The following is a 25,479-nucleotide window of genomic DNA, read 5'->3' on the forward strand; positions in this document are numbered from 1 at the left end:
GGTTTCCCAAAATCAGCCGAGGATGCCGGGCAGGTCCAGACCTTGCTCGCGCGCGCAGTCGATCGCGATCTCGTAGCCTGCATCCGCATGGCGCATGACGCCCGTGGCGGGATCGTTCCACAGCACGCGCTCGATCCGGCGGGCGGCGTCCGCAGTGCCGTCGCAGACGATCACCATGCCCGAATGCTGCGAAAAGCCCATGCCGACACCGCCGCCATGATGGAGCGACACCCAGGTCGCGCCGCTGGCGGTGTTGAGCAGGGCATTGAGCAGCGGCCAGTCCGAGACGGCATCGGACCCGTCGCGCATCTTCTCGGTCTCGCGATTTGGCGAGGCGACCGAGCCGCTGTCGAGATGGTCGCGGCCGATGACGATCGGGGCCTTCAGCTCGCCCGAGGCGACCATTTCGTTGAAGGCGAGGCCGAGCCGGTGGCGGTCGCCGAGGCCCACCCAGCAGATCCGCGCGGGCAAGCCCTGGAAGTGGATCCGCTCGCGCGCCATGTCGAGCCAGTTGTGGAGGTGCGCGTTGTCGGGGAGCAGTTCCTTGACCTTGGCGTCGGTCTTCCAGATGTCCTCGGGATCGCCCGACAGCGCCACCCAGCGGAACGGACCGACGCCGCGGCAGAAGAGCGGGCGGATGTACGCTGGGACGAAGCCGGGGAAGGCGAACGCGTTGGCGACGCCTTCCCCGAGCGCCATTTGGCGGATGTTGTTGCCGTAATCGACGGTGGGCACGCCCATTTCGTGGAAATCGAGCATCGCCTGGACGTGAACCGCGATCGAGGCACGGGCGGCCTTGTCTAGCGCCTCGGGATCGTCGCTGCGCGCGCGCTCCCATTGGTCGAGGGTCCAGCCGAGCGGCAGATAGCCGTTGCGCGGATCGTGCGCCGAGGTCTGATCGGTCACTGCGTCGGGGCGGATACCGCGGCGGACCATCTCGGGATACGCCTCCGCGGCGTTGCCGAGCAGCCCGACCGAGATGGCGCGGTCCTCGGCATGTGCCTGTTCGACGATCGCCAGCGCTTCTTCGATACTGTTCGCCTGCGCATCGAGATAGCCGGTGCGCAACCGCATCTCGATCCGCGAGGGCTGGCATTCGACTGCGATGCACGAAGCACCCGCCATCGTCGCGGCGAGCGGCTGCGCGCCGCCCATCCCGCCGAGGCCGGCGGTGAGGATCCAGCGGCCCGCGAGGCGGCCGCCGAAATGCTGGCGCCCCATCTCGGCAAAGGTCTCGTAAGTGCCCTGAACGATGCCCTGGCTGCCGATATAGATCCAGCTGCCCGCGGTCATTTGGCCGTACATCATCAGGCCCTTGCCATCGAGCTCGTTGAAATGCTCCCAATTGGCCCAGTGCGGCACGAGGTTGGAGTTGGCGAGCAGCACGCGCGGGGCGTCTTCATGCGTGCGGAAAATGCCGGCGGGCTTGCCCGACTGGATCAGCAGGGTCTGGTCGTCCTCCAGCCGGCGCAGGCTCGCGACGATGGCGTCGTAGCTCTCCCAGTCGCGCGCGGCACGGCCGATCCCGCCATAGACGATCAGTTCCTCGGGCTTCTCGGCCACGTCGGGGTCGAGATTGTTCATCAGCATCCGCAAGGGAGCCTCGGTGAGCCAGCTCTTCGCACTGAGCTCGGTGCCGCGTGGGGCCCGGATAGTGCGGCTGTTGTCGCGGCGCGTGGTCATGCGGTGGCCTTCCAGTCGAGACAGGCGGTGAGGATGGCGCGGAGTTCGCCGGCGAGCGACGCGGCTCGGGCCGGGTCGAAGGGCGTCGGCCAATTGGTCTCGTCGGGCGTCGCGGGCTCGTCGAGATAGCCGCGGCAGGCGAGTTCCATCTGGATCGCGTGCACGCCTGTTTCGGGGCGGCCATGGTGGCGCGTGGTGTAGCCCCCGCGGAACCTGCCGTTGACGACCAGCGAGCGGCCGGTGGCGGCGCAGGCGCGTTCGACCGCCGCTTCGAGCGCGGAATCGCAGGTCACGCCATTGTTGGTGCCGATGTTGAACTGGGGGAGCTCGCCAAGGAACAGACGCGGCATATGGCTGCGGATCGAGTGGCAATCGTAGAGGACGACATGGCCGTGCACGTGGCGGAGCCGTTCCAGCTCGGCCGCGAGCACGGTGTGATAGGGCGCCAGCCAGCGGTCGCGGCGCATGGCGATCTCGGCTTCGTCGGGTTCTTCGCCGGGCAAATAGAGCGGTTCGCCGTCGAAGGTGGTGGTGGGGCAGAGTTCGGTGGTGGTCTGGCCCGGGTAGAGTGAGGCGCCGGAGGGATCGCGGTTCACGTCGACGACGCTGCGCGAAAGCGTGGTGCGGACGACCGTGGCATCGAGATCGGCGGCGAAGGCGTAGAGCCGGTCGATCCACCAGTCGGTGTCCTTCCGCGCGCGCCACGGCGAGACGAAGCGGGGGAGCAGGTCGTCGGGAATATGCGTGCCGGTATGCGGCATGCCGAGCACCAGCGGCGCAGTGCCGCGGCGGACGATCAGCCAGTCGGAATCAGCCATGGATCACCGACGGGACGGGGATGGCGTGCGCTTCCGCGATCTCGCGAAGGCGACCGGCGCGGACGATCTGCGCGGCGGCGGCGATGTCGGGGTGGAAGTAGCGGTCGTCCTCCAGATGGAGGACGGCGGCGCGCACTTCGCGGTGGACCGCCGCGATCGCCTCGCTGCTGCGGACCGGCGCGTGGAAATCATAGCCCTGCGCGGCGGCGAGCAGCTCGATCGCGATCACATGGCCGGTGTTTTCGGCCATCGCCATCAGCCGGCGGCTGCCATGCGCTGCCATCGAGACATGGTCTTCCTGATTGGCCGAGGTCGGGATCGAATCGACGCTGGCCGGGTAGGCGCGCTGCTTGTTCTCGGAAACCAGGGCGGCGGCGGTGACCTGCGGGATCATGAATCCCGAATTAAGCCCCGGTCGCGGGGTGAGGAAGGCGGGGAGGCCGGACAGCGCCGGATCGACCAGCATCGCCAGCCGCCGCTCGGAAAGCGAACCGATCTCGCACAGCGCCATCGCGATCATGTCCGCAGCAAAGGCGACCGGCTCGGCGTGGAAATTGCCGCCCGAGAGGACCTCGTCGGTATCGGCGAAGACCAGCGGATTGTCCGAGACGCTGTTCGCCTCGATGCCGAGCGTCGCGGCGGCCTGGCGAAGCAGGTCGAGCGCGGCGCCCATCACCTGCGGCTGGCAGCGCAGGCAATAGGGATCCTGCACGCGCTTGTCGTCTTCGCGGTGCGATGCGCGGAGTGGCGATTCATGCATCATCGCGCACAGCATCGCAGCGACTTCTTTCTGCCCGCGATGCCCGCGCAGATCGTGGATGCGCGGGTCGAAGGGGGTGTCCGAGCCCTTGGCCGCCTCGGTCGAGAGCGCCCCCGAGACGAGCGCGGCGGCGTGGAGCGCCTCGGCCTCGAAAAGGCCGGCGAGCGCATAGGCAGTCGAGAATTGCGTGCCGTTGAGCAGCGCCAACCCTTCCTTGGGGCCGAGCGTGAGCGGCACCAGGCCGGCGTCGCGCAATGCCCGCTCGGCAGGAAGGCGGCCGGCGGGCGTGTCGATCTCGCCCATGCCGATCATCGCCGCGGTCATGTGCGCGAGCGGGGCAAGATCGCCCGAGGCGCCGACCGAGCCCTGCGCCGGCACGACCGGCAGCAGGTCGCGCGCCAGCATGGCTTCGAGCAGGTCGAGCGTATCGAGCCGTACCCCCGATGCGCCGCGCCCGAGGCTCGCCAGCTTGAGCGCCATCATCAGGCGGAGCGCGGGACGCGGCATCGGGTCGCCGACCCCGGCAGCATGCGAGAGGACGAGATTGCGCTGGAGCGTGTCGAGATCGGCGGGTTCGATGCGGATGCTCGCAAGCAGACCGAAGCCGGTGTTGACGCCATATACCGCCTGATCGCGCGCGGCGATCCGCGCGATCGTGTCGGCGCCGCGCTGCACCGCCGTCCGGCAAGCCGGATCCAGCCGCGCCTCGCCGCCGCGATACACAGCGCGCCATTGCTCGAGCGGCACTGCGCCGGGTTCGAGCGTGATCATGCCTGCCCTCCAAAGATGCGGGCATGGAGCGGATTATACCCCATGCGATAGACGAGCTCGGCCGGCTCCGCGATGTCCCAGATGGCGAGGTCGCAACGTTTTCCGCGCTCGAGCGAGCCGACCGAATCGAGACGGCCCAGCGCGCGTGCCGCCTCGCGCGTCATGCCGGCGATGCATTCCTCGACGGTCAGCCGGAACAGGGTCGCCGCCATGTTCATCGCCAGCAGCGGCGAGGTGAGCGGCGAGGTGCCGGGATTGCAGTCGGTGGCCACCGCGATCGGCACGCCGGCGCGGCGGAGCGCCTCGATTGGCGGCTTCCGCTCTTCGCGCGTGAAGTAGAACGCACCCGGCAGCAGCACCGCGACCGTGCCCGCGCGCGCCATCGCGGCGACTCCGGCTTGGTCGAGATGCTCGAGATGATCGGCCGAAAGCGCGCCGAACTCGGCCGCGAGCGCCGCGCCGTGCAGGTTGGAGAGCTGCTCGGCGTGCAGCTTGACCGGCAGGCCGTGGGCGCGGGCGGCCTCGAACACGCGGCGGACCTGATCGGGGCTGAAGCCGATCCCTTCGCAAAAGGCGTCGACCGCGTCCGCCAGACCGGCGGCGGCAATCGCGGGGAGCATCCGTGCGCAGACCTGGTCGACATAGCCCTCGGCATCGCCCGCGAACTCGCCGGGCACGGCATGCGCGCCGAGAAAGGTCGTGGCGACGCTGACCGTGCGTGCCTCGCCCAGCCCGCGCGCGGCGCGCAGCATCTTGATCTCGTCCGCTTCCGACAGGCCGTAGCCCGACTTGATCTCGATCGTGGTAAGGCCCTCGGCCAGCATCGCGTCGAGCCGGGGCAGCGCGGAGGCGATCAGTTCCCCCTCGCTCGCGGCGCGCGTGGCGGCCATGGTCGAGACGATCCCGCCCCCGGCCCGCGCGATCTCCTCATAGCTCGCGCCTTCCAGCCGCAACTCGAACTCGCGCGCACGGTTGCCGGCGTAGACGAGGTGCGTGTGGCAGTCGATCAGCCCGGGCGTGATCCAGCGCCCCTCGCAATTATGCGCGATCCCCGCCTCGAACGCGGGCGCTTCCTTCCGCGGCCCGGTATAGACGATGCGTTCGCCGACGGTCGCGACCACGCCGTCTTCCACCACGCCGAGCCCGGGCAGATCGGCGCGCAGCGTCGCCAGCCTGGCATTGCTCCATAGCTGCTCGACGCGCACGCGCTCATCCTCCTCAAGGCGACTCCAACGAGTCTCTAGGATGTCGGATTAAATGTCTATACATTTGTCGGCGAACGGCGCGGAGAAGGCGATGCAAGGCTGGTGGTTCGAGGCGGCGCTGCTGGCGGAAGGCTGGGCTGAGCGCGTGCGGATGACCGCCGAGCAAGGGCGGATCGTCGGCATTACCGCCGATGCCGAGCCCGAGGCCGGCGACGAGCGCCACGGTGTCGCATTGCCCGGCATTGCCAACCTCCACAGCCACGCCTTCCAGCGCGGCATGGCCGGCATGGCCGAACGACGGGGGCCGGCCGCGGACAGCTTCTGGACGTGGCGCGACTTGATGTATCGCTTCGCCAATGCGATCGGGCCCGAGGAGCTCGAGGCGATCGCCGCGCTGGCCTTTGTCGAGATGCTCGAGGCGGGCTTCGTCGCGGTGGGCGAGTTCCATTACGTTCATCACGACCGCGACGGCACGCCCTTCGCCGATCCGGCCGAGATGGGCGCGCGCCTCGCCGCTGCCGCCGCGGAGACCGGGATCGGGCTCACACTGCTGCCGGTGCTCTACATGGCGTCGGGCTTCGGCGGCGCGGCGCCCCGGCCCGAGCAACGGCGTTTCGTGCAGGACATTGACGGCTATGCCCGTCTGGTCGAGGCGTCGCGGGGCGCGGTGGCGGGAAGCCCGGATGCGCGGGTCGGCGTCGCCCCCCACAGCCTGCGCGCGGTCACGCCCGAGGGGCTTGCCGCCGCGGTCGAGATCGGAGGCGAAGGCCCAGTGCATATCCACATCGCCGAGCAGACCGGCGAGGTCGAGGAATACCTGCGCCACTGCGGCCGGCGCCCGGTCGAGTGGCTGCTCGACAATGCGCCGGTCGATGCGCGCTGGTGCCTCGTCCATGCGACGCATGTCACATCGGCGGAGATCGAGGGGGTCGCGCGGAGCGGCGCCGTCGTGGGGCTTTGCCCGATCACCGAAGCCAATCTGGGCGACGGCGTCTTTCCTGCGACGGATTTCCTCGCGGCCGGCGGGCGTTTCGGAGTCGGCTCCGATTCGAACGTGCTGATCGACATGCCGCAGGAGCTGCGGAGTCTCGAATATTCGCAGCGGCTGGTGCGGCGGGAACGCAATTTGCTGTCGAGCATGGCGTGCCCCTCCAACGGGCGGGCGCTGTTCGACGCTGCCGGCAAGGGAGGCGCGCAGGCGCTGGGGATGGGCGGCCATGGCCTCACACCCGGGGCGCGCGCCGATTTCGTGACGCTCGATCGCGGGCATCCGACGCTGGCTGGGCGCGCGGGCGACGGGTTGCTCGACGCGTTCGTCTTCGCCGACAAACGGGGGATGATCGACGGCGTTTGGCGTGGCGGGCGGCAATGGGTCCGTGGAGGGCGGCATGTCGCGCGCGATCGGGTGGTGGCGCGTTATGTGCGGGCGCTTGCCGGGGTGGGGATCACGGGGCAGTGACCGACACGCCTCCGCTCTACCAGGCGATCCGCAACGCGATCGAAAGCCGGATCATGTCGGGCGCGCTGCGGCCCGGCGACCGTATTCCGTTCGAGCACGAGCTGATGGCGGAATATGGCTGCTCGCGCATGACGGTGAACAAGGCGCTGTCGGGGCTGGCCAGTGCCGGGCTGATCTCGCGCCAGCGCCGGCGAGGCTCGTTCGTGATGCGCCCGCGTATCCATATGGCGGCGTTGCAGATCCCCGACATTCGCGAGGAGATCGAACAGCGCGGCCAAGCCTACGCGCTGCGATTGATCGGCCGGACTAGTCTCGACGCGGACGCCGCAAGCGATGCTCGGTTGCGCCTGTCGTCCGGCGGCAAATTGCTGTCGCTCCAGTGCCTGCACCTCGCCGACGGGCGGCCCTATGCAGTCGAGGATCGGTTGATCAATCTCGCCGCCGTGCCAGCGGCACGTGACGCCGACTTCTCCGTGGACCCGCCGGGGAGCTGGCTGCTCGCGCATGTTCCCTGGACCGAGGCGGAGCATCGTATCACCGCCGCAGCAGCGGGGGAGGCGGCTGCCTTGCTCGAAGTGCCTGCGGACAAGCCGTGCCTCGTGCTCGAGCGCTGGACGTGGCGCGAGAGGGAATCGATCACCTATGTCCGAACGGTCTTCCACGGCGACAATTTCGACCTGACCGCGCGGTTCGCGTCGCGGGCGGCGAGGAGCCCGGCCGCCGATTGATCGCGTCCGGACGCGCTTCCGGCAACGTCTCACGGCGGGACAGAACCCCGATTTCCTCCTGCGGACCGGCTTTAATCCGATTGGTCTGACGATTGGCTTGCGCCGAGTGGAAAAATGGGTAATTCTAAAAGCTGAAGTCACGTTCCATATTGTGGGAGAACAGGAGGAGCAACCTCCGGCACCCCGCAAAAGGCGTCCGGTCGCGGGGACAGCAACAACCCTGAGACTCGCTCCGGATGACCGCGTGAGCACGGTGGGAGAGGGGAAAATCATGTCTAATCGATCGAATCTGCGCGCTCGCATCGGCGCGACTGCGTCCTGGACGGTGCTGGGGCTGGCGCTGGTCTGTGGCGGCCAGGCAATGGCGCAGACGGCGCCCGCAGCCGGCGAACAGGTGGCGCCGTCAGCCGAGGACGTCGTCCCTTCCGAGAACGAAGATGCGATCATCGTCGTCGGTTCGCGTGCCAGCCAGCAATCGGCCAACAATCGCAAGAAGAACGCCAAGACGGCGACCGACTCGATCGTTGCCGACGACGTCGGTTCCTTCCCCGACCGCAACGTCAACGAAGCGATCTCGCGCATCCCGGGCGTCGCGCTCGGCCGCAATGAGTTCGGCGAAGGCGACAGCGTCACCGTGCGCGGCAATGGCCCCGATCTCACCCGGGTCGAACTCGACGGGATCGGTGTGCAGAGCACCACGGCGCTCGCACTAGGGACGAGCCGCAGCGCGGATCTGCGCGAGCTCCCAGCCGAGTTGATCAAGAGCGTCGACGTGGTCAAGGGTTCGACCGCCGACATGACCGAGGGTTCGCTGGGCGGAACCGTTCAGATCAGGACCCGCACCGGCCTCGATTTCAAAAAGCCTTATTTCTCGCTCCGCGCCGGCGCCGGACAGAATTCGCTCGGCAGGGATTGGACCCCCGACTTCAACGCCGTCGCCGCGCACAAATTCTTCAACGATCGACTTGGCGTGATCGTCAGCGGTACTTATTCCAAGATCCAGAACGACGGCCACGGCTATGAGCAGACGACGTCCAACAACCGTGGTTTTGCGCGCCTTTTCGATTTCGACAATTCGCCTGAAAAGACGTTCAGCTTCAATCCGGCGACGGTCGGGACCGACGCGGCGGACGTTGCTTTCGCCAACAGCACCGCGCCTGACGGCACCACGCTCACCCCGCGCGAATTGGTGACGCTCGCCGCCGGCGCGACCAGCAAGGCCCAGTGCCTCTCGATCTTCCCATATCTCCCTCTGCAAACGGCGGGCAACGCCACGACCGCGGCACGCGTCCAGCAGCGAACGCTGGAGCAGCAAACCTGCCTCAACCAGTGGAACGACGCCACGCCGTCACTGGTCCGCAACTTCATGAACACGCAGACCGACGAGCGCTATTCGGTCGATGCGCGGCTCGATTTCCGCGTGAACGACCAGTTGACCGTCTATGCCAAGGCGACGCGCGCGGATCGCCAGGTCCATGACCAGAACCGCAGCCGCAACCCGGTAAGCCTGTTCAACCAGAATATTGCCGGTACCTTCAGCGATTCGACCACAGGCAATCCGCGCACGCGTACCGTCAATGCCAACGCGCCTGCCGGATATAGTCTGTTCGACCCTGTCTACGGCCTCAATGTCGTCAGTACCGGCAGCGGCAACTCCCTGATCAGCGTTCCCGTCGCGGGGCAAGTCTTGAACGTCGTGCCCGGCAGCGTGGTGGTGGATGCCAATCACAACGTCACCCAGATGACGCTGACCAACAATTCGGTGAGCATCGACCAGATCGAGAACCACATCGACACCAAGACAAAGTATTATCAGGGCGGTGCCGAATATCGCGGCGAGCGGCTCGAGATCGATGCGATGGCAGGCATGACCAAGGCGACATCAGGTCGCGGCGACATGCGCACTTCGCGCTCCTACGCTTATGGCGCTGCGACGCTGACGCTTCAGCCCAACGGACTCTACGACGTCGCTCTCCCGGCCAATTACGACGACACCAATCCTGCGAACTTCGTCCAGTTGCGCCCGCCCGCATGCATCGGCACTGGGACGGCGCCGACCTGCGTCGGCCAGAGCGCCGTCACGGCCGGGCCCAACGCGCCGGCAAGTCCCGCTTATACAGTCGGGCAGTTGCCCCTGACCACGCCGAGCTTCGGCGTTTCCTATTCGCCGGCGCTAGGCGAATCGTCTGAACGGATCGCCAAGCTCGACCTGCGCTACGACACGCGGGACTGGCTGCCGTTCATCACCAAATTCTCGGTCGGCGGCATGTATCGCAAGAACAAGTCCGAGCGCTGGGGCGGTGGCGGGTACGTAGTATCCTCGGCTGTGGGCACCTTCGGAACAGCCGGTTATGTCCCCGCGGTCGTCGTACCCACGGCCAACGTGCGCGGCACGCTGCGTGCTTGCCAGCCCACCGCGACATCGACGGTATCGTGCAATTACGGCTTCGTGCCGTCGACGAACCCTTCCAACATTCGCTCGGGCGTGGATACGCTGACCCCGGCCGATCTCATCGCGCTGTTCACCAAGACGCTCGAGCCCAGCGGCTCGCAATATTTCGGCGACCTGCCCAATCGCGGCACGCTGCCGGACGCGTGGCAGGGCATCCGTACCGACGAGTTGTTCGACGCGCTCGGCGCGAAGGACTTCATGAATTACGATTGCCTCAAGACTTGCATGGGCAGCGACGGCAAGATGTACGACCAGCCGGCGACGCGGGTGCAGGAGACGATCAAGAACGTCTATGCGATGTTCGATTTCGAGCAGAAGCTGCCCCTGGGGCTGGTTTTCAACGGCAATGTCGGTGTGCGCGGCGTGTTTGCCAATGTGACCGGCACGTCGCTGCTCACGCTGAACAGCATCCGCAAGGGGCCCGCCTTCAATCCTCTCGATCCCAACAATGCCGGCGGTATCATCACCCAGACGTTCATCGCCAACACTTCGGTCAATGCCAGCACCCGGGATTGGCTGCCCAGCGTCAACCTCAATCTCTGGGGCTTCAACGAGTCGGTCGTGTTGCGCCTCTATGGCGGCAAGACCGTCGCGCGACCGTCGATGGGCAATCTCATCGCGGGCGGCACGTGCACGATCGACCAGCGCGCGATCGATGCCGACGGCGACGATATCTTCGGCTGCACCGGCCGCATCGGCAATCCGGGCCTGAAGCCGTTTACCGCGTGGAGCTACAACGCCAGCCTCGAATGGTATCCAAACGCGGACACGATGTTCTCGGCGACGTACGGCAAGCTCGACGTCAAGATCGGCAACCCGCTTCAGGTGACCAAGACCGCGCGGCCCTTCGCAGGGAGCAACGGAACAGATCCCGGCACGGGCGAAGCGCTTTCGGATATCGAGTTCGCCTATCCCACTTATGAAAACGGACCGGGTTACAAGCGTTCGATCTGGGAATTCTCCGCCAAAACCGCGTTCACCTTCCTGCCCTGGTTCCTGAAATACACCGGCGCCGATGCCAACTTCTCGATTCTGTCGTCGGCAGTGACGTCGGGGCAGCAGGATCCGCTGACCGGCGATGTCATGCTCCCGCCCGATGAATCGAAATATTATACCAACGCTTCGCTGTGGTACGATGACGGCAAGCTCAACATCCGGGTTGCGTATCAGAAACGCAGTGCACGGTTTAACTGCATCACGCCTTGCGGCGGCAACAATATCGACATCAACTATCCGGGCGAACAATGGACCAACGTGCGCCTCGTCGGTCCGGGCTGGAATCCAGGCGTTCCGCGCTTCACGGACGGCAGCACGTTCATCGATGCCAAGATCTCGTACAACGTCACGCGAAACTTCCAGGTCTATGCCGAAGGCCGCAACATGCGGCGCGAGGCGCAAACGATCTCGACCGGCAGTTACGTGCCCTTCGAAGACGGTACTCCCAAGATCATGCGCCTGTCTTATGGCGGTCGGCGGATCATGACCGGCGTACGCCTCCAGTTCGGGAATTGATGTCCGGTGGCCGTCCCTTCGGGGACGGCCGCTGCCCGCGCTTGATCTGGCCGCGGCCTTGGCCGACAAGGTTGCGATGAGCGGACTTCCCGGCAGCGCATTGGCCGACGGCGCCGAGCTGTTGCTCCATCGCCTCGGTCGGTCGCCGCTCGGCGCCGTCGAGATCGCCCGTCCGTCGCTTGACGATCTGCCCTATCGCGACCTGGTCCGCGCATTGCTCCGCGCGCCAGGGTTCAGGCTCGACTTCAACCGGCTCGAGCCCGATGCGGCGATGGCGATGGTGTCGAGCCAGCTATTCGGGCCCGGCGCATTCGCGCGCGAGAACGAACTGCTTGCCCGGGAGATCGCTGCCTTGGCCGGTTTGGTCGGCGGACTGGTCGAGGCGCGCCCCGCGATTGCGATCCGCACCTATTTCGCCCCCGGCGATCTCGTCTGGCACGTCGATCGCGTCAACGAACGTCGGGCATTCCGTCTCGTCTGGCCGCTCGGCCGCCCCGCCGGCATGTGGCTCACCCCGGCCGACAATATCCAGGCCGATATCTACCGCGCCTATATGCACCGCGAATTCCCGCTGCTGGGCCAGATGGACACCAGGGTGATGCGCACCGGCGCCCCCGTGGAGGCACTATGGGCGCACCGCCCGGTGCAGCTGGCGGCGATGGTCTCGGGCCGGTTTCCGTTCCTGATCGATCCGGACAAGGAAGTTGAAGTCACTCCCGGTGCCGCGAGCATTCACCGCGTCCAGACTCCGGCGCAGGCTGGCGCGTGGCATCGTTCGTCCTGGGCGAACCGCGATGCGCCGGGGCTGCAGATCGTGATCACGGCGGCGGCGGACTGATGCGGTTTCGCCGCCTCGGCCGAATCGGACTCGACATATCCGAGCTTAGCCTCGGCACTTCGGCGCTGGCGGCTGCGGCACGGAGCGACATCGCGGAGGCGAGCGCAATGGTCGCGCTGGCGCTCGATCATGGAGTCAACGCCATCGAGATCGGCGCCGGAAACGACGCGTCGGTGAGGCTGCTCGGCGATGTGCTGAGGCGCGAGAATGCCGGGAACCGCGTCCATGTCTTTGCGCGTGCCACGTCGCTGGTCCCCTTCGACCTTCCCTCGCCGCATGTCCCCGTCGACGACGCCTATCCTGGACGGCACCTCCGCGCCGAGACCGAGGCATTGCTCTCGACCTTGGGCGTCGAGCGGCTGGCACTCCAGCAGCTCCATGCCTGGTGCCCCGAATGGCAGCACGAAGGCGATTGGCTGGAGACGCTCGACCGGCTTCGCGCGGAAGGCAAGATCGCGGGGCTCGGCGTGTCGCTGTTCGATCACGACGTGACGGCCGGGTTCGAGATCGTCGCCAGCGGGCTGATCGACGCCGTGCAGGCAATGTACAATATTTTCGACCCGGCTCCGGCCAAGACGCTGTTCCCGCTCTGCCAGAAGCACGATGTCGGCGTCATCGCCCGCTCGGCGCTTTATTATGGTGCGCTGGGTGGCACGCTGGACTTCGCCCCTGACGACTGGCGACGCGTCTATTTCTTCGACGCGCACCGGCACGAGACCGGGGAGCGCGTGGAGCGGCTGAGGGCCGAAGTGACGCCCGATCGTTCGGTTGCCGACACGGCGCTGCGCTTTTCCCTGTCGCACCCTGCGGTCTCGACTGTGGCGGTGGGGATGCGCAACCGCGCGCAGCTCGAGGCGAACCTGCAGGCAGTGCTGGCCGGCCCGCTCGACGCCGACCGCCGCGCCGCGCTCGCAGGGCATGCATGGCTATGCTGAGCGGATTGCGCTTATGGTGCGCGCCGCAATGACTTTCTTCGAGAGCCTCGTCGCACTCTTGCTGATGGCGGTCGTGCTGCTGCAAGTCGCACGACGGACGCCGATTCCCTATCCGACGATGCTCGCGACAGCCGGGGTGATCGTCGCTCTGGTGCCGGGCAGCCCGGCGATCGCACTCGAAGGCCATACCGCGCTGGCGCTGTTCATCGCGCCCGTCCTGCTCGACGCCGCGTTCGATTTCCCTCTGGCCGCGATCCGCCGGCTCTGGCGCCCATTGGTCGCGCTCGCAGTGGTGGCCGTGCTGCTGACCACGGCGGTGGTGGCGTGGATCGGCTGGATGTTTGCCGGACTGCCGATCGCCGCCGCGATCACGCTCGGTGCGATCGTCGCCCCGCCCGATGCCGCCGCCGCGACGACCGTGCTTCGATCGGCCTCGCTCCCCCGCCGAGCGGTGCAGGAGCTCACCGGCGAGAGCCTGCTCAACGACGCCACCGCGCTGCTGCTGTTCGGCGCCGCGGTGGCGATCCAGAGCCATGGCGGGATCGACGGCGGCGTCGCGCTCCGGCTCGGCTTCGCCGTGCCCGGCGGGATCGCGCTCGGGCTCGCCTGCGCCTGGCTGTTCCAGTTCATCATCCCGTACACGCGCAGCTCGTTCGGAGGGAATCTGCTCGAGTTCGTCAACACCTTCCTCGCCTGGCTGCTCGCCGAGCGGCTCGGACTGTCGGCGGTGCTGTGCGTGGTGACGATGGCGATGTTCATCGCCAACAGCCCGCGCATGCAGATCGACGCGCGCAACCGCATCCAGTCCTTTGCGGTGTGGGGCGTCGCGGTGTTCGTGCTCAATGTCGTCGCCTTCCTGCTGATGGGGATGCAGGCGCGCGCGATCATCGGGGGGATGAGTCCCGGGCGGCTTCGCGAGGCGGCGGGGGTCGCGGCGATGGTGGTTGCCGGCGTGGTGGTGACGCGGCTCGTCTGGGTGCTGGTCTATAACCGGCTGTCGGCGCGGTACAGATGGCTGCGCGACGCCGAGCCGGCGAGCCTTGCGCAAGGCGTGGTGATCGGCTGGTGCGGGATGCGCGGGCTGGTCACGCTGGCGACTGCATTCGCATTGCCTTCCGATTTTCCGCAGCGCGATCTCATCACCTTGTCGGCCTTCGCGGTGGTGCTGGCGACTCTGGTGGTGCAGGGGCTCACGCTCACGCCGCTGATCCGGCTGCTCGGGCTGGGCAGCGGCGATGATCGAGAGGAGCACCGGGCCGCCGAGCGCGCGCTCGGCGATGCCGCGCTGGCGGCGGTTGCCGGCGCCGAGGGCCGCATCGCCGACGAGGTCCGGCGCCAGTTCGAGATCGACCGCGCGGCGATCGAGGGCGGCGAGGCCTGTGGCGATTTCAACCAACGCCGGCAGCTCAAGCTCAAGGCGATAACCGCACAGCGCGAACGGCTCCGCAAGTTGCGCGACGAGGACGCGATCGGCGCGGAAGCGTTCGAGCGGCTGCAGGAGGAGCTGGACTGGCGCGAGCTGGCGGTCGGCCCCGCCGGGCGGCGGACGATCGAGGAAGGCTAGGGCGTATCGACTTCAGCCGCGAAACTCCCCTCCCTTGCAGGGAGGGGAAGCTGATGTCGACATGCTTACACCACCCGCGACATGAACCGGCTGAACGGGTCTTCCCTATAGTCGGCGAAGGGGCCGCAATCGGTGAAGCCGAACTGGCGATAAAGCGCGTAGGCCGGCTCGAACGCCTCGCCCGATCCGGTCTCTAGGCTGAGGCGCTTATAGCCCCGCGCGCGGGCGACGCCGAGGATGTGCGAGACCAGCGAGGCGCCGGTGCCGCGCCGCAGATGCTGCTCGGACGTCCGCATCGACTTGATCTCGCCATGCTCCGCATCGAGCTGCCTGAGTGCGCCGCAGCCGAGCAGGTCCGCGCCGTCCCAGGCCGACCAGAAGGTCACGTCGGGCGCGCGCAATCCCGACAAGTCGAGGAAATGACAGCTGTCCTTCGGCGAATTCGCGAGCATCCCCGCGAAATGCACGTTGAGCAAAGCGACGACCTGCGGGTCGTCCAGTCCCCCCTCGCGTATCTCCATCAGATTTCGTCGATCATGCCGGCGAGCGTGTCGAGACAGGCGTGCGCGAGGACCTTGCAGCGCGCGGGCGACCAGCCGAATTCGGAGTCCGCATTGGCGTCGTGGTCCTTGAACGGCATCTCCAGCGTCATCGAAACGGCGCCGTACCGCTCGGCGAGCTGGTTCGTCGACATCGACAGATTGGCCTTGCCCGGCGGCGACTTCTCATAGCCGAGATCGAGCTGGAATTCGGGCGTGGTCTCCGCCAGGCGACGCGCGAAATTGTAGAATTTCTCGCCCAAAGCATCGGTCCAGCTCGGGATTCCTTCGAAACCCGCGAGGAAATTGGCGGGGATCGCCTCGTCGCCATGGACATCCATTGCGAAATCGACACCGGTCTCGTCCATGCGATTGCGCACGACGAGGACTTCGGGGCTCTTCTCGGGCGTGGGCGAATGCCATTCGCGGTTGAGGTTGATGCCCGCGGCGTTGGTCCGCAGATGCCCGCGGCGCGATCCGTCGGGGTTCATGTTCGGCACGATGTGGAAGGTCGCCTTCTCGCGCAGCGCATAAGTGGTGCGATCGTCCAGATCGATCAGCTTCTCGAGCGCGCCTTCCATCCACCATTCGGCCATCGTCTCGCCGGGATGCTGGCGGGCATAGAGCCAGACCTGCTTCGGGCCCTTGCCAAGGCTCAGGCAGTCGATCGGCTGGCCGTCGAGAGTCACGCCCAATTCGCGGTGCGACACGCCCGGCTGCGCGGCCATGCGCGTCACCAGATCGTGGTGCCGCTCCATCGAATAGGGCGCGAAATAGGCGAACCAGACGATGTCCGAATCGATCGCCCGCGTGAAGCTGAGCACGCCGTCGGCATAATCGGTGTCGGTGGTCCGCCAGTGGGCGCGATCAATGCTCCATCGCGCCCGATAGCCCGGCCAGCCGAACGGATAGGCCGCGCCGCCGGCATTGAGGATGCGGAAGGTGAGCGTGCGCCCCTTCGCTCCTGCCAGCCGGAAATGGAACCACTGGTAGAAATCGGACAGATGATCGGTGACGATCTCGAGGTCGACCCGGTCGCCCTCCACTGCCACCACGCGGATATTGCCGCCGTCGAATGCGGCGTTGATCTGGATGCTCATTTGACCGTGGTAGTGATGCCTGACTCGCCTGGGAAGTCCCTGAACAGCGCGTTAGCCAACCTCACGGCCTGATCGCGCGGGTCGCTGCCGGGCTTGCCGCTCACCGATTCGGTGACTGCGCGGCCCTCCCACACGGTGGAGTTGTCGCTGCGGCGGCGGAGCTGAACCGAAAGCTCGGAGCCATAGACTTCGCGGGTCTTGCCGCCGATCCCGAACGACACGCCGCCGCCCAGCCCGACGCCGCCGCCGCGCCGGCCGCCGCTGATGCCGCCTCCGCCGAGGCCGATCGAAACGGGAGGCTGCTCGCGATACGCGCCGCGCGAGACACGCGTGAACGAGACCGCGGCGATATAGCCCGATGCCATGTCGCTGCGCGACTGGACGAAGCCGAGCCGCTCGAGCTCGGTTCCGACCGCGTCGGCGTACATCTGGAACTCGGGGCTGATCTGCGCCGCGCCGGTCATCGGCTCGATCGCGACGGTGGTGCGCTCGGTCAGCGTGCCGATATGATAGCGCGTGACCTCCACCGGTGCGTTGCGGCCGGTGGTGGTGCATCCGCCTGCGAGCAGGGCCGCGCCCGCGACTGCGATGCTGAGGAGCTTGTTCACGGGCATTGCCTCCTGTCTCTCGGGGAGAACGCCCCGCCGCACCTCAACCCTGCCCCCGCGCAGTCGGTTCCGCAAGGCCGTCAGCACCTTGACTTGGCGGCGCTCCCCCTCTAGGCGGGCGCCTCTTTTCCAGCATCAGATATTTGAGAAGCGAATCGGTCATGAAGATCGTGAATTCATTGAAGTCGCTCAAGGGGCGGCACCGTGACAACCGCGTGATCCGTCGCCGCGGCCGGACCTATGTGATCAACAAGACGAATCGCCGGTTCAAAGCCCGCCAGGGCTAATTCCGGTGGGGACGCCGTCGGCCGTCATTTTCGATGTCGGCAAGGTCCTCTTCGAATGGGATCCGCGTTACCTCTACGAGCGCCTGATCGAGGATGATCAGGCGCTCGAAGCGTTTCTGGCGAACGTCGTCACCAGGGAATGGCATTTCCAGCACGATGCCGGGCGCCCCTTCGCGGAGACCTCGGCCGAGCTGAGCGCGCAATTCCCCGAGCATGCCGAGCTGATCCACGCCTGGGGGCCGCGCTTCAACGACACGGTGCCGCATGCGATTCCGGGCATGCTGGAGATCGTCCGCGAGCTCGACGCCGCGGGCGTGCCCTTGTTCGCGATCACCAATTTCTCGGGCGAGTTCTGGCCTGACTGGGTGAAGCAGCATGCCGAGCTGTTCGATCGCTTCCGCGACGTGGTCGTCTCGGGCGACGAGAAGCTCGTGAAGCCCGATCCGGCGATCTACGCATTGGCGCTGAAGCGATTCGGGCTCGAAGGCCCCGACGCGGTGTTCGTCGACGACAGTCCCGCCAATGTCGCGGGCGCGCGGGACGCCGGCATTCACGCAGTGCTGTTCACCACCGCGGAGGACTTCCGCGCCGAGCTGGTGCGGTTGGGGCTGCTTTCAAATTAGAACGTCACCCCGGCCTTGGGCCGGGGTCCACAGCGCCTCACCGGCTGAACTTACTTCCCTCAACCATCGCCTGCCTCGCGGTGGACCCCGGCCCAAGGCCGGGGTGACGAAGAGAGTATTGGCGCGGAGAGTTCAGCCCCCTTCAGGCCCCTGATAATTCTTGAGCTCGTCGCCGAGGATGGTGACCACATGGAGCACATTGGTCGAGCCCGGCGTCCCGAAGGGCACGCCGGCGCAGACCACGATCCGGTCGCCCGCGACGGCCAGTTCCTGCCGCATCGCCATGCGTTTGGCCTTGCCGACCATCTCCTCGAACGATTCGACGTCGCGCGTGTGGACGGCGTGGCTGCCCCATAGCAGCCCGCTGCGACGCGCAGTCTCGATCTTGGGCGTCAGCACCATGATCGGCACGGTCGGCCGTTCGCGGGCGATCCGGCGCGCAGTCGAGCCCGAGCTGGTGAAGCACACGATCGCAGTCGCCGAGACGGTCCGCGCGATGCTCTTCGCCGCCTCGGCGAGCGCATCGGCGGTGGTCGGATCGGGGCGCGTGACGGTGAAATGGACGCGGTCGCCATGCGCGGGGTCGCGCTCCACGGCCTCGGCGATCGAATTCATCATCGCCACTGATTCGACCGGCCATTTGCCCGCCGCGCTCTCGGCCGAGAGCATGATCGCGTCGGCGCCGTCATAGACCGCGGTCGCGACGTCGGAGACTTCGGCGCGCGTCGGCGACGGGCTCTCGATCATCGATTCGAGCATCTGCGTCGCGACGATCACCGGGCGGCCCATCCGGCGCGCGGTCTCGACGATGCGCTTCTGCAACGGCGGCACGCTCTGCGGCGGAAGCTCGACGCCGAGATCGCCGCGGGCGACCATCACGCCGTCGCATTGCTCGACGATCTCGTCGAGCCGCGCGATCGCGGACGGCTTCTCGATCTTGGCGAGCAGGGCCGCCTTGCCACCGATCAGCCGGCGCGCCTCCATCAGATCCTCGGGACGCTGGACGAACGACAAAGCGATCCAGTCGACGCGCTGCTCGACCGCGAATTCCAGGTCGCTGCGGTCCTTTTCGGTGAGCGCCGCCAGCGGCAGCACCATGTCGGGGACATTGAGGCCCTTGGAATTGGAGAGGGTGCCGCCGACCTCGACGCGCGTGACGAGCTTGTCCGCGCTCGCCGAAATGACGCGCAGCACCATCTTGCCGTCGTCGAGCAGCAGCCGGGCATCTTCGTGCGCCGCCTCGAAGATCTCGCGGTGCGGCAGCTCGACGCGAGTCGCGTCGCCCGGGGCGGGATCGCGGTCGAGCGTGAACTGCTGGCCGGTCTCGAGCACTACCTTGCCCTCGGCGAACTTGCCGACGCGCAGCTTCGGCCCTTGTAGATCGGCGAGGATCGTCGTCGGCCGGCCATATTTCTTCTCGAGGCTGCGGATCGCCGCGATCACCGGCACCTTCGATGCCTGATCGCCGTGGCTCATGTTGACGCGGAAGGCATCCGCCCCCGCCTCAAACAGCTTCGCGATCATCTCGACGGTGTTGCTCGCGGGGCCCAGCGTCGCGAGGACGCGGACTTTACGGCTGCGGGGGCGTATGGCCTTGGTCATGCTGTCATCCTATTGCGGGCCTGCCTCTAGCCTTTAATCTGCGTCGATCAACCACGGAGGTTCAAAGTGCCGACACTCGATACCCTGGACGACGCCGTGGCGGCCAAGGCGTTCCGGCGGCTCGTCCGGCATTTGCGGCATCGCAGCGACGCGCAGAATGTCGATCTGATGGGTCTCGCGGGCTTCTGCCGCAATTGCCTGGGCGATTGGGTCGCCGAGGCCGGCGGGCTGAGCAAGGAAGAGGGGCGCGAGATCGTCTACGGCATGCCCTATGCCGAGTGGAAGGCGCGCCATCAGGTCGAGGCCACGCCCGAGCAGCTCGAGCGAATGGAAGAGAGCATGAAGCGCAATCATGTCGAGGCGCTGCTCGACGACGCGCTGGATGACAGCTTTCCGGCAAGCGATCCGCCTTCGATGACCGATCCGGGGCGCTAATCGGGACGGAGGGCTTGAGCGTCGCGCCGGGCTTCTCTAAGCGGCGCGCTCCAGTTTCATCGCGAGCCGTATGCGACTCCGGCCTCTGCCGGGGTGACGGCCAGCCAGCGTCAGGAGATTTGCCTTGTCCGATTCCGTTTCCGCCGAGCAGCTGCGCCTCTTCATCGAGCGGATCGAGCGCCTCGAAGAGGAAAAGAAGGGCATCGCCGACGACATCAAGGACGTCTATGCCGAAGCCAAGTCGACCGGCTTCGACGTCAAGACGATGCGCCACATCGTCCGCCTGCGGAAAATGGAAAAGCATCACCGCGACGAGGCCGATGCACTGCTCGAAACCTATCGCAACGCACTCGGCCTGCATTAAAGGTCGACGCTGGCGGTGCCGGTGCCGCGATCGAGGGGAGCGATTCGATGATCCTGACCACTACCCACGGCATCGAAGGCCATCAGGTCACGCGCTATCACGGGATCGTCAGCGCCGAGGTGATCCTCGGCGCGAACGTGTTTCGCGACATCTTCGCCGGTATCCGCGATTTCGTCGGCGGGCGCTCGGGCGCCTATGAGAAACCGCTTCGCCAGGCGCGCGAGATGGCGATGGAGGAGCTCGAGGCCGAGGCCCGCGACAAGGGCGCCAACGCCGTGATCGGGATCGACATCGATTATGAAGTGATCGGCGATTCGGGATCGATGCTGATGGTGTCGATCTCGGGCACCGCCGTCACGATAAGCTAGGATTGCGCGGCCCGCATCGGCTGGAATAGAGACGCGCAACCGTTTTCAAGAGAGCGCAATGGCAGGCCATTCCAAATTCAAGAACATCATGCACCGCAAGGGCGCGCAGGATAAGAAGCGCTCGGGCATGTTCTCCAAGCTCAGCCGCGAAATCACCGTCGCGGCCAAGATGGGCTTGCCCGATCCGGACATGAACCCTCGGCTGCGCGCGGCGGTCAACGCCGCCAAGGCGCAGTCGATGCCCAAGGACAATATCCAGCGCTCGATCGACAAGGCGAGCAAGGGCGACGCCGAGAATTACGAAGAGATCCGCTACGAGGCGTTCGGCCCCGGCGGCGTGAGCCTCATCGTCGAGACCCTGACCGACAATCGCAACCGCACCGTCACCAACGTGCGTACAGCGATCAGCAAGAACGGCGGCAATCTCGGTGCGCCGGGTTCGGTCAGCCATGCCTTCGACCGGATGGGGTTGATCAACTACCCCGCCAGCGCGGGCGATGCCGACAAGGTGTTCGAGGCCGCGCTCGAGGCCGGCGCCGAGGACGTCACGTCGAGCGAAGAAGGGCACGAGATCTGGACCGCGCAGGGCGATCTCCACGAAGTCGCCAAGGCGCTGGAGCCGGTGCTCGGCGAGGCCGAGGGTGCCAAGCTCGCTTGGCGCCCGCAGACGATGGTCGCAGTCGAGGAAGGCGATGCCGCGACCTTGTTCAAGCTGATCGACGCACTCGACGACGACGACGATGTCCAGACCGTGTGGGGCAATTACGAAGTCTCGGACGAAGTGATGGAGAAATTGGGCTGATCTTTGATCACGCCAAGGCGCGAAGGCGCGAAGGAGATTTGGGGCCGCTGCGCGGCCGAGGCGCGGAGGCGCAGAGACTTGTTCTCTGCCGCGCAAGCGGCCCTCATCTTCGATCCGTCGCCAAGCCTCTGGTGTTTGGTAAAGCGGCTAACGCCGCAGGAGAATGCGACCTCTCTGCGTCTCCGCGCCTCGGCCGCGCAGCGGCCTTCAAAATCTTTCTTCTCTTGGCGCCCTCGCGCCTTGGTGTGAATCGAATATGATCATTCTCGGCCTCGATCCCGGGCTCGGGACCACCGGCTGGGGGCTGATCCGTGCCGAGGGCAATCGGCTCAGCCATGTCGCCAACGGCAAGCTCAAGACCGATCCGCAGGCGCCGCTGCCGCGCCGGCTCGCGCATCTCGATGCCATGCTCGCCGCGCTGATCGTCGATCACGCCCCGGGCGCCACCGCGTGCGAAGAGGTTTTCGTCAATTCGAACGCGCAATCGACGCTCAAGCTCGGTCAGGCGCGCGGGGTCGTGCTGTGCGCGGCGGCGCGCGCGGGGCTCGATGTCGGGGAATATTCGCCCAGCATCGTCAAGAAAGCGGTGGTCGGCACCGGCAATGCCGAAAAGGCGCAGGTCCATGCGATGGTCGCGCGGCTGCTGCCGGGGGTGAAGATCGACGGTCCCGATGCCGGCGACGCGCTCGCGGTGGCGATCTGCCACGCGCACCATCTCGCGAGCGCCCGCCGTTTGGCCTGATTTCACTTTCCTACAAGCCTCCGTTCTGCTTATGTACCAGAATGGTCACGTCTGCACCTTCGCCCTTCATGGCCGCTCGTCCCTCGCCCTCGCGCGCGATACATGTGTCAACTTCGTCAATTTGGCCCTTTGATCGGCAGCGTGAAGATGGGGCTGCGGCGCGATGATCGCGCATCTGAAGGGCAGGCTGGCGGCGACCGGGGCGGATCACGCGGTGATCGACGTGGGCGGCGTCGGCTATCTGGTGGGCGCATCGTCCAAGACGCTTGCCGCTCTGGGAATCGTGGGCGATCCAGTGACGATTCATACCGAGATGCTGGTGGCGGAGGATTTCATCCGGCTGATGGGCTTCGCTTCGGCCGACGAGCGCGACTGGTTCAAGCTGCTCACCCATGTCCAGGGCGTCGGCTCGAAGGTCGCGCTGGCGATCCTCTCGATCCTCACCCCCGACGAGTTGCGCACCGCCGTTGCCCGCGCCGATTCGGCGATGATCGCCCGCGCCAACGGCGTGGGGCCCAAGCTCGCCCAGCGCATCGTCAACGAACTCAAGGACAAGGCCGGCGGCATCGCGCTGGGCGGCGCCTCGACGACCGCGCCGGCGGGCAGCGCCGCGGCGGATGCGGTTTCGGCATTGCTCAACCTCGGTTTCAAGCCCGCCGAGGCATCGACCGCGGTCAGTGCGGCGAACGATGAACTTGGCGCCGGGGCAACGCTCGACGCTCTGGTGCGGCTGGCGCTGCGCAAGGCGGCGAAATGACCGCGCCCCGCGTCGCGACCTGCTGGTGCGGGCAGCTCCGGGCCGAATGCCATGGCGAGCCCGTGCGGATCTCCGTCTGCCATTGCCTGAATTGTCAGCGGCGCAGCGGCTCCGCCTTCTCCGCGCAGGCGCGTTTTCCGGTCGAGCAGGTGCGGCTAGACGGGGCGTCAACCGAATGGGTGCACGTCGGGGACGGTGGCCGGGCAGCCAGCTTTCATTTCTGCCCGACCTGCGGCGGGACCGGCTGGTATCGCAACGCTTCGATGCCCGAGACGATCGCGATTCCGATCGGCAACTTCGCCGACCCCGATTTCCCGGCGCCGCATTTCTCGGTGTGGGAAAACCGCAGGCACGCCTGGGTGCAGATCACCGGCGACGGAATCGAGCATGACTGACGCAGGCGCGGCACCGCTTGTCGGGCTGGCGTTGCGCATAGCAGCGAAATAGGCAGACGGCATGGAAATCGAAGTCAGCGCAGAAGCCAAGGACAAGGCGCTCAACCGCCGCGTGGCGATCACCGTGGTGATCCTCTCGGTGTTCATGGGGCTGTGCGGGATCAAGGACGGCAATATCGTCCAGGCGATGCAGCAGGCCCAGTCGGCATCGGTCGACGGCTGGAACGAATATCAGGCGACCCGACTCAAGCAGCATCTTGCCGAGAACAGCCGCGCGCAGATCGCTGTGCTGGCGCCCGACAGCGCCAGGTCGGCGCCGGTGCTCGCCCAGCTCGATAGGGAGATCGCCAAGTACAAGATCGAGGCACCGCGGCTGGCGACGCAGGCCAAGGGACAAGCGGCGCAATATGATGCGCTCAATGTGCACGACGATCAGTTCGACGCGAGCGACGCTGCGATCTCGACTGCGATTTCGATCGCCGCCGTCTCGGCACTCGCCGAGACCGGGTGGCTGCTCGGCGCGGCCTGGGCATTCGGGGCGTTCGGGCTGTTCCTGGGGCTATGCGGTTTCCTGGGCTGGGGATTCCACCCGCAGTTGCTGAGCGGACTGCTCGGATGACCGACGCCGACCGCATCCTCGCGCCGATCCGCAAGCCCGAGGATATCGACGCGGCCTTGCGCCCCAAGCATCTCGACGAGTTCGTCGGGCAGAAGGGCGCGCGGGAGAATCTCCGCATCTTTATCCAGGCCGCGAAGCAACGCGGCGAGGCACTGGACCACGTGCTGTTCTTCGGCCCGCCAGGGCTCGGCAAGACCACGCTCGCGCAGATCGTCGCGCGGGAGATGGGGGTGGGGTTCCGCGCAACGTCGGGGCCGGTGATCGCCAAGTCGGGCGATCTCGCCGCCTTGCTCACCAATCTCGAGGACGGCGATGTCCTGTTCATCGACGAGATCCATCGGCTCAATCCCGCGGTCGAGGAAGTGCTCTATCCCGCGATGGAGGATCGCGCGCTGGACCTCATGATCGGCGAGGGGCCGTCGGCAAGAAGCGTGCGGATCGACTTGCCGCGCTTCACCCTGGTCGGCGCGACCACGCGGCAGGGGCTGCTCACCACGCCGCTGCGCGATCGCTTCGGCATACCGGTGCGGTTGCAATTCTATACGGTCGACGAACTCGAGCGCGTCGTCACGCGTGCCGCGACCTTGCTCGACCTGCATGTCGCCGCCGACGGTGCGCACGAAATCGCGAAGCGTTCGCGCGGGACGCCGCGGATTGCCGGGCGGTTGCTGCGCCGGGTGCGCGACTTCGCCAATGTCGCGGGCGAGGAGACGGTGCATGCCAGGGTCGCCGATGCGGCGCTGACCCGGCTCGAAGTCGACGGGCTCGGGCTCGACAGCATGGATCGGCGCTATCTGATGATGATCGCCGACATCTACAAAGGCGGCCCGGTCGGCGTCGAGACGCTCGCCGCCGGCCTCAGCGAGCCGCGCGACACGATCGAGGAAGTGATCGAGCCCTATTTGATCCAGATCGGCATGATCGCCCGGACGGCGCGGGGGCGCTGCCTCAATGCCGCGGGTTGGAAGCATCTCGGGCTCAATCCACCGCCCACCGCGCAGGAAGGGCTGTTCGACTGAGGGCGGGGGTTCCCCCGTGCTTTAGGCTTGGTTAAGGCCCGTTCCATGCATGCGCTCTCCGCCATCGGCCGTTTCGAAGGCCTCGAGCATCATTTCGCGCTGCGGGTCTATTTCGAGGACACCGACCTCACCGGCGTCGTCTATCACGCCAATTACCTGCGCTACATGGAGCGCGCCCGCTCGGACATGCTGCTCGCCGCGGGTGTCGACCAGCGCACCACCTTTGAAAGCGGCGAGGGCGCCTATGCGCTGCGCAGCATTCGGCTCGACTATCGTGCGCCTGCGCGGCTTGGCGAGGAACTGATCGTGGTCAGCCGGCTTATGGCGATGCGTGCCGCTGCCGTGGTCATTCAGCAACGAGTCATGCGGGACGAAACAATCGTGGCCCAAGGAGAAGTCGAGGCGGCGTTCGTCTCCCCGACCGGTCGGCCGCGGCGTCAGCCGGCAGCGTGGATTGCCGCGTTCGAACCGTTGTTGTGGAAGGGAAACTAAGC

The 25,479-nt window shown here is 66.7% G+C and carries 26 protein-coding genes; 18 read left to right on the plus strand and 8 right to left on the minus strand.

Annotated features, from left to right (window positions below; translation table 11 throughout):
• Positions 1–12: 12 nt before the first annotated feature.
• From hutU to hutI, 4 genes are read right to left on the minus strand one after another with little or no spacing between them, the layout of a single operon-like run.
• Positions 13–1,683 (minus strand): urocanate hydratase, encoded by a 1,671-nt coding sequence (hutU, locus tag BR78_RS0118210; RefSeq protein ID WP_029937283.1) that lies wholly within the window; start codon positions 1,681–1,683, stop codon positions 13–15.
• Positions 1,680–2,501 carry an N-formylglutamate deformylase gene (gene hutG, locus BR78_RS0118215; protein ID WP_029937284.1) on the minus strand — a complete coding sequence of 274 codons (822 nt, stop codon included), beginning with the start codon at positions 2,499–2,501 and terminating at the stop codon, positions 1,680–1,682. The genes hutU and hutG overlap by 4 nt, the downstream gene beginning before the upstream one ends.
• Positions 2,494–4,032 carry a histidine ammonia-lyase gene (hutH, locus tag BR78_RS0118220; protein ID WP_029937285.1) on the minus strand — a complete coding sequence of 513 codons (1,539 nt, stop codon included), beginning with the start codon at positions 4,030–4,032 and terminating at the stop codon, positions 2,494–2,496. The genes hutG and hutH overlap by 8 nt, the downstream gene beginning before the upstream one ends.
• Positions 4,029–5,237 carry an imidazolonepropionase gene (hutI, locus tag BR78_RS0118225; RefSeq protein ID WP_029724020.1) on the minus strand — a complete coding sequence of 403 codons (1,209 nt, stop codon included), beginning with the start codon at positions 5,235–5,237 and terminating at the stop codon, positions 4,029–4,031. The genes hutH and hutI overlap by 4 nt, the downstream gene beginning before the upstream one ends.
• Positions 5,238–5,289: 52 nt before the next feature.
• Here hutI and BR78_RS0118230 point away from each other — a divergent pair, with 52 nt between their 5' ends.
• The 6 genes from BR78_RS0118230 to BR78_RS0118255 all read left to right on the plus strand — a co-directional run bounded on the left by BR78_RS0118230 (position 5,290) and on the right by BR78_RS0118255 (position 14,725).
• Complete coding sequence (locus BR78_RS0118230) at positions 5,290–6,696, plus strand: formimidoylglutamate deiminase (protein WP_231478310.1); 1,407 nt, start codon at positions 5,290–5,292, stop codon at positions 6,694–6,696.
• Positions 6,693–7,424, plus strand: a complete 732-nt coding sequence (hutC, locus tag BR78_RS0118235; RefSeq protein ID WP_029724018.1) for a histidine utilization repressor — start codon at positions 6,693–6,695, stop codon at positions 7,422–7,424. The genes BR78_RS0118230 and hutC overlap by 4 nt, the downstream gene beginning before the upstream one ends.
• Positions 7,425–7,695: 271 nt before the next feature.
• Positions 7,696–11,388: a TonB-dependent receptor gene (locus tag BR78_RS0118240; RefSeq protein WP_029937287.1), complete on the plus strand. Its 3,693-nt coding sequence runs from the start codon at positions 7,696–7,698 to the stop codon at positions 11,386–11,388.
• Between the two features lie 58 nt (positions 11,389–11,446).
• Complete coding sequence (locus BR78_RS0118245) at positions 11,447–12,226, plus strand: hypothetical protein (protein WP_029937288.1); 780 nt, start codon at positions 11,447–11,449, stop codon at positions 12,224–12,226.
• A complete protein-coding gene (locus BR78_RS0118250; protein WP_029937289.1) occupies positions 12,226–13,161 on the plus strand; it encodes an aldo/keto reductase in 936 nt (311 codons plus the stop codon). The genes BR78_RS0118245 and BR78_RS0118250 overlap by 1 nt, the downstream gene beginning before the upstream one ends.
• A 13-nt stretch (positions 13,162–13,174) precedes the next feature.
• Positions 13,175–14,725, plus strand: a complete 1,551-nt coding sequence (locus BR78_RS0118255; protein ID WP_231478313.1) for a cation:proton antiporter — start codon at positions 13,175–13,177, stop codon at positions 14,723–14,725.
• 65 nt (positions 14,726–14,790) lie between these two features.
• On the opposite strand, the gene BR78_RS0118260 is transcribed toward BR78_RS0118255, so the two are convergent.
• Genes BR78_RS0118260 through BR78_RS0118270 form a run of 3 tightly spaced genes read right to left on the minus strand, consistent with a single transcriptional unit; the run spans position 14,791 to position 16,978 of the window.
• Positions 14,791–15,246 carry a GNAT family N-acetyltransferase gene (locus BR78_RS0118260; protein ID WP_029937291.1) on the minus strand — a complete coding sequence of 152 codons (456 nt, stop codon included), beginning with the start codon at positions 15,244–15,246 and terminating at the stop codon, positions 14,791–14,793.
• The gene (locus BR78_RS0118265; protein WP_029937292.1) at positions 15,246–16,364 is read right to left on the minus strand and encodes a M14 family metallopeptidase; all 1,119 of its coding nucleotides are present in this window, start codon (positions 16,362–16,364) and stop codon (positions 15,246–15,248) included. The genes BR78_RS0118260 and BR78_RS0118265 overlap by 1 nt, the downstream gene beginning before the upstream one ends.
• Positions 16,361–16,978, minus strand: coding sequence for a DUF4136 domain-containing protein (locus BR78_RS0118270; RefSeq protein ID WP_029724011.1), 618 nt, complete (start codon positions 16,976–16,978; stop codon positions 16,361–16,363). The genes BR78_RS0118265 and BR78_RS0118270 overlap by 4 nt, the downstream gene beginning before the upstream one ends.
• 155 nt (positions 16,979–17,133) lie before the next feature.
• On the opposite strand from BR78_RS0118270, the gene ykgO reads away from it, so the two are divergent.
• A complete protein-coding gene (ykgO, locus tag BR78_RS0118275) occupies positions 17,134–17,259 on the plus strand; it encodes a type B 50S ribosomal protein L36 (protein WP_029724010.1) in 126 nt (41 codons plus the stop codon).
• Between the two features lie 5 nt (positions 17,260–17,264).
• Positions 17,265–17,882 carry an HAD family hydrolase gene (locus tag BR78_RS0118280; protein ID WP_029937293.1) on the plus strand — a complete coding sequence of 206 codons (618 nt, stop codon included), beginning with the start codon at positions 17,265–17,267 and terminating at the stop codon, positions 17,880–17,882.
• Positions 17,883–18,014: 132 nt separating this feature from the next.
• Here BR78_RS0118280 and pyk read toward each other — a convergent pair whose 3' ends face one another.
• Positions 18,015–19,484 (minus strand): pyruvate kinase, encoded by a 1,470-nt coding sequence (pyk, locus tag BR78_RS0118285; RefSeq protein ID WP_029937294.1) that lies wholly within the window; start codon positions 19,482–19,484, stop codon positions 18,015–18,017.
• A gap of 66 nt (positions 19,485–19,550) precedes the next feature.
• On the opposite strand from pyk, the gene BR78_RS0118290 reads away from it, so the two are divergent.
• The 10 genes from BR78_RS0118290 to BR78_RS0118335 all read left to right on the plus strand — a co-directional run bounded on the left by BR78_RS0118290 (position 19,551) and on the right by BR78_RS0118335 (position 25,477).
• Positions 19,551–19,919: a DUF1244 domain-containing protein gene (locus BR78_RS0118290; protein ID WP_029724007.1), complete on the plus strand. Its 369-nt coding sequence runs from the start codon at positions 19,551–19,553 to the stop codon at positions 19,917–19,919.
• A 124-nt stretch (positions 19,920–20,043) separates the two neighbouring features.
• Positions 20,044–20,283, plus strand: coding sequence for a DUF2312 domain-containing protein (locus BR78_RS0118295; protein ID WP_029724006.1), 240 nt, complete (start codon positions 20,044–20,046; stop codon positions 20,281–20,283).
• Between the two features lie 47 nt (positions 20,284–20,330).
• Positions 20,331–20,651 carry a heavy metal-binding domain-containing protein gene (locus BR78_RS0118300; RefSeq protein WP_029724005.1) on the plus strand — a complete coding sequence of 107 codons (321 nt, stop codon included), beginning with the start codon at positions 20,331–20,333 and terminating at the stop codon, positions 20,649–20,651.
• Between the two features lie 58 nt (positions 20,652–20,709).
• Positions 20,710–21,453: a YebC/PmpR family DNA-binding transcriptional regulator gene (locus BR78_RS0118305; RefSeq protein WP_029937295.1), complete on the plus strand. Its 744-nt coding sequence runs from the start codon at positions 20,710–20,712 to the stop codon at positions 21,451–21,453.
• A 256-nt stretch (positions 21,454–21,709) separates the two neighbouring features.
• Positions 21,710–22,195, plus strand: coding sequence for a crossover junction endodeoxyribonuclease RuvC (gene ruvC / locus BR78_RS0118310; RefSeq protein ID WP_029724659.1), 486 nt, complete (start codon positions 21,710–21,712; stop codon positions 22,193–22,195).
• A gap of 163 nt (positions 22,196–22,358) precedes the next feature.
• On the plus strand, positions 22,359–22,952 hold the full coding sequence (gene ruvA / locus BR78_RS0118315) for a Holliday junction branch migration protein RuvA (protein ID WP_029724660.1): 594 nt from the start codon (positions 22,359–22,361) through the stop codon (positions 22,950–22,952).
• Positions 22,949–23,347 carry a GFA family protein gene (locus tag BR78_RS0118320; RefSeq protein ID WP_029937296.1) on the plus strand — a complete coding sequence of 133 codons (399 nt, stop codon included), beginning with the start codon at positions 22,949–22,951 and terminating at the stop codon, positions 23,345–23,347. Before ruvA ends, BR78_RS0118320 begins: the two co-directional genes overlap by 4 nt.
• A gap of 61 nt (positions 23,348–23,408) precedes the next feature.
• A complete protein-coding gene (locus BR78_RS0118325; protein WP_029937297.1) occupies positions 23,409–23,966 on the plus strand; it encodes a DUF4337 domain-containing protein in 558 nt (185 codons plus the stop codon).
• Entirely contained in the window at positions 23,963–24,985 is a 1,023-nt protein-coding gene (gene ruvB, locus BR78_RS0118330; RefSeq protein ID WP_029937298.1) for a Holliday junction branch migration DNA helicase RuvB, read from the plus strand. The genes BR78_RS0118325 and ruvB overlap by 4 nt, the downstream gene beginning before the upstream one ends.
• 45 nt (positions 24,986–25,030) lie before the next feature.
• On the plus strand, positions 25,031–25,477 hold the full coding sequence (locus BR78_RS0118335) for a YbgC/FadM family acyl-CoA thioesterase (protein WP_029937299.1): 447 nt from the start codon (positions 25,031–25,033) through the stop codon (positions 25,475–25,477).
• Positions 25,478–25,479 lie beyond the last annotated feature (2 nt).

This window comes from Sphingomonas sp. UNC305MFCol5.2, from assembly GCF_000712135.1.
Taxonomy (GTDB): Bacteria; Pseudomonadota; Alphaproteobacteria; order Sphingomonadales; family Sphingomonadaceae; genus Sphingomonas.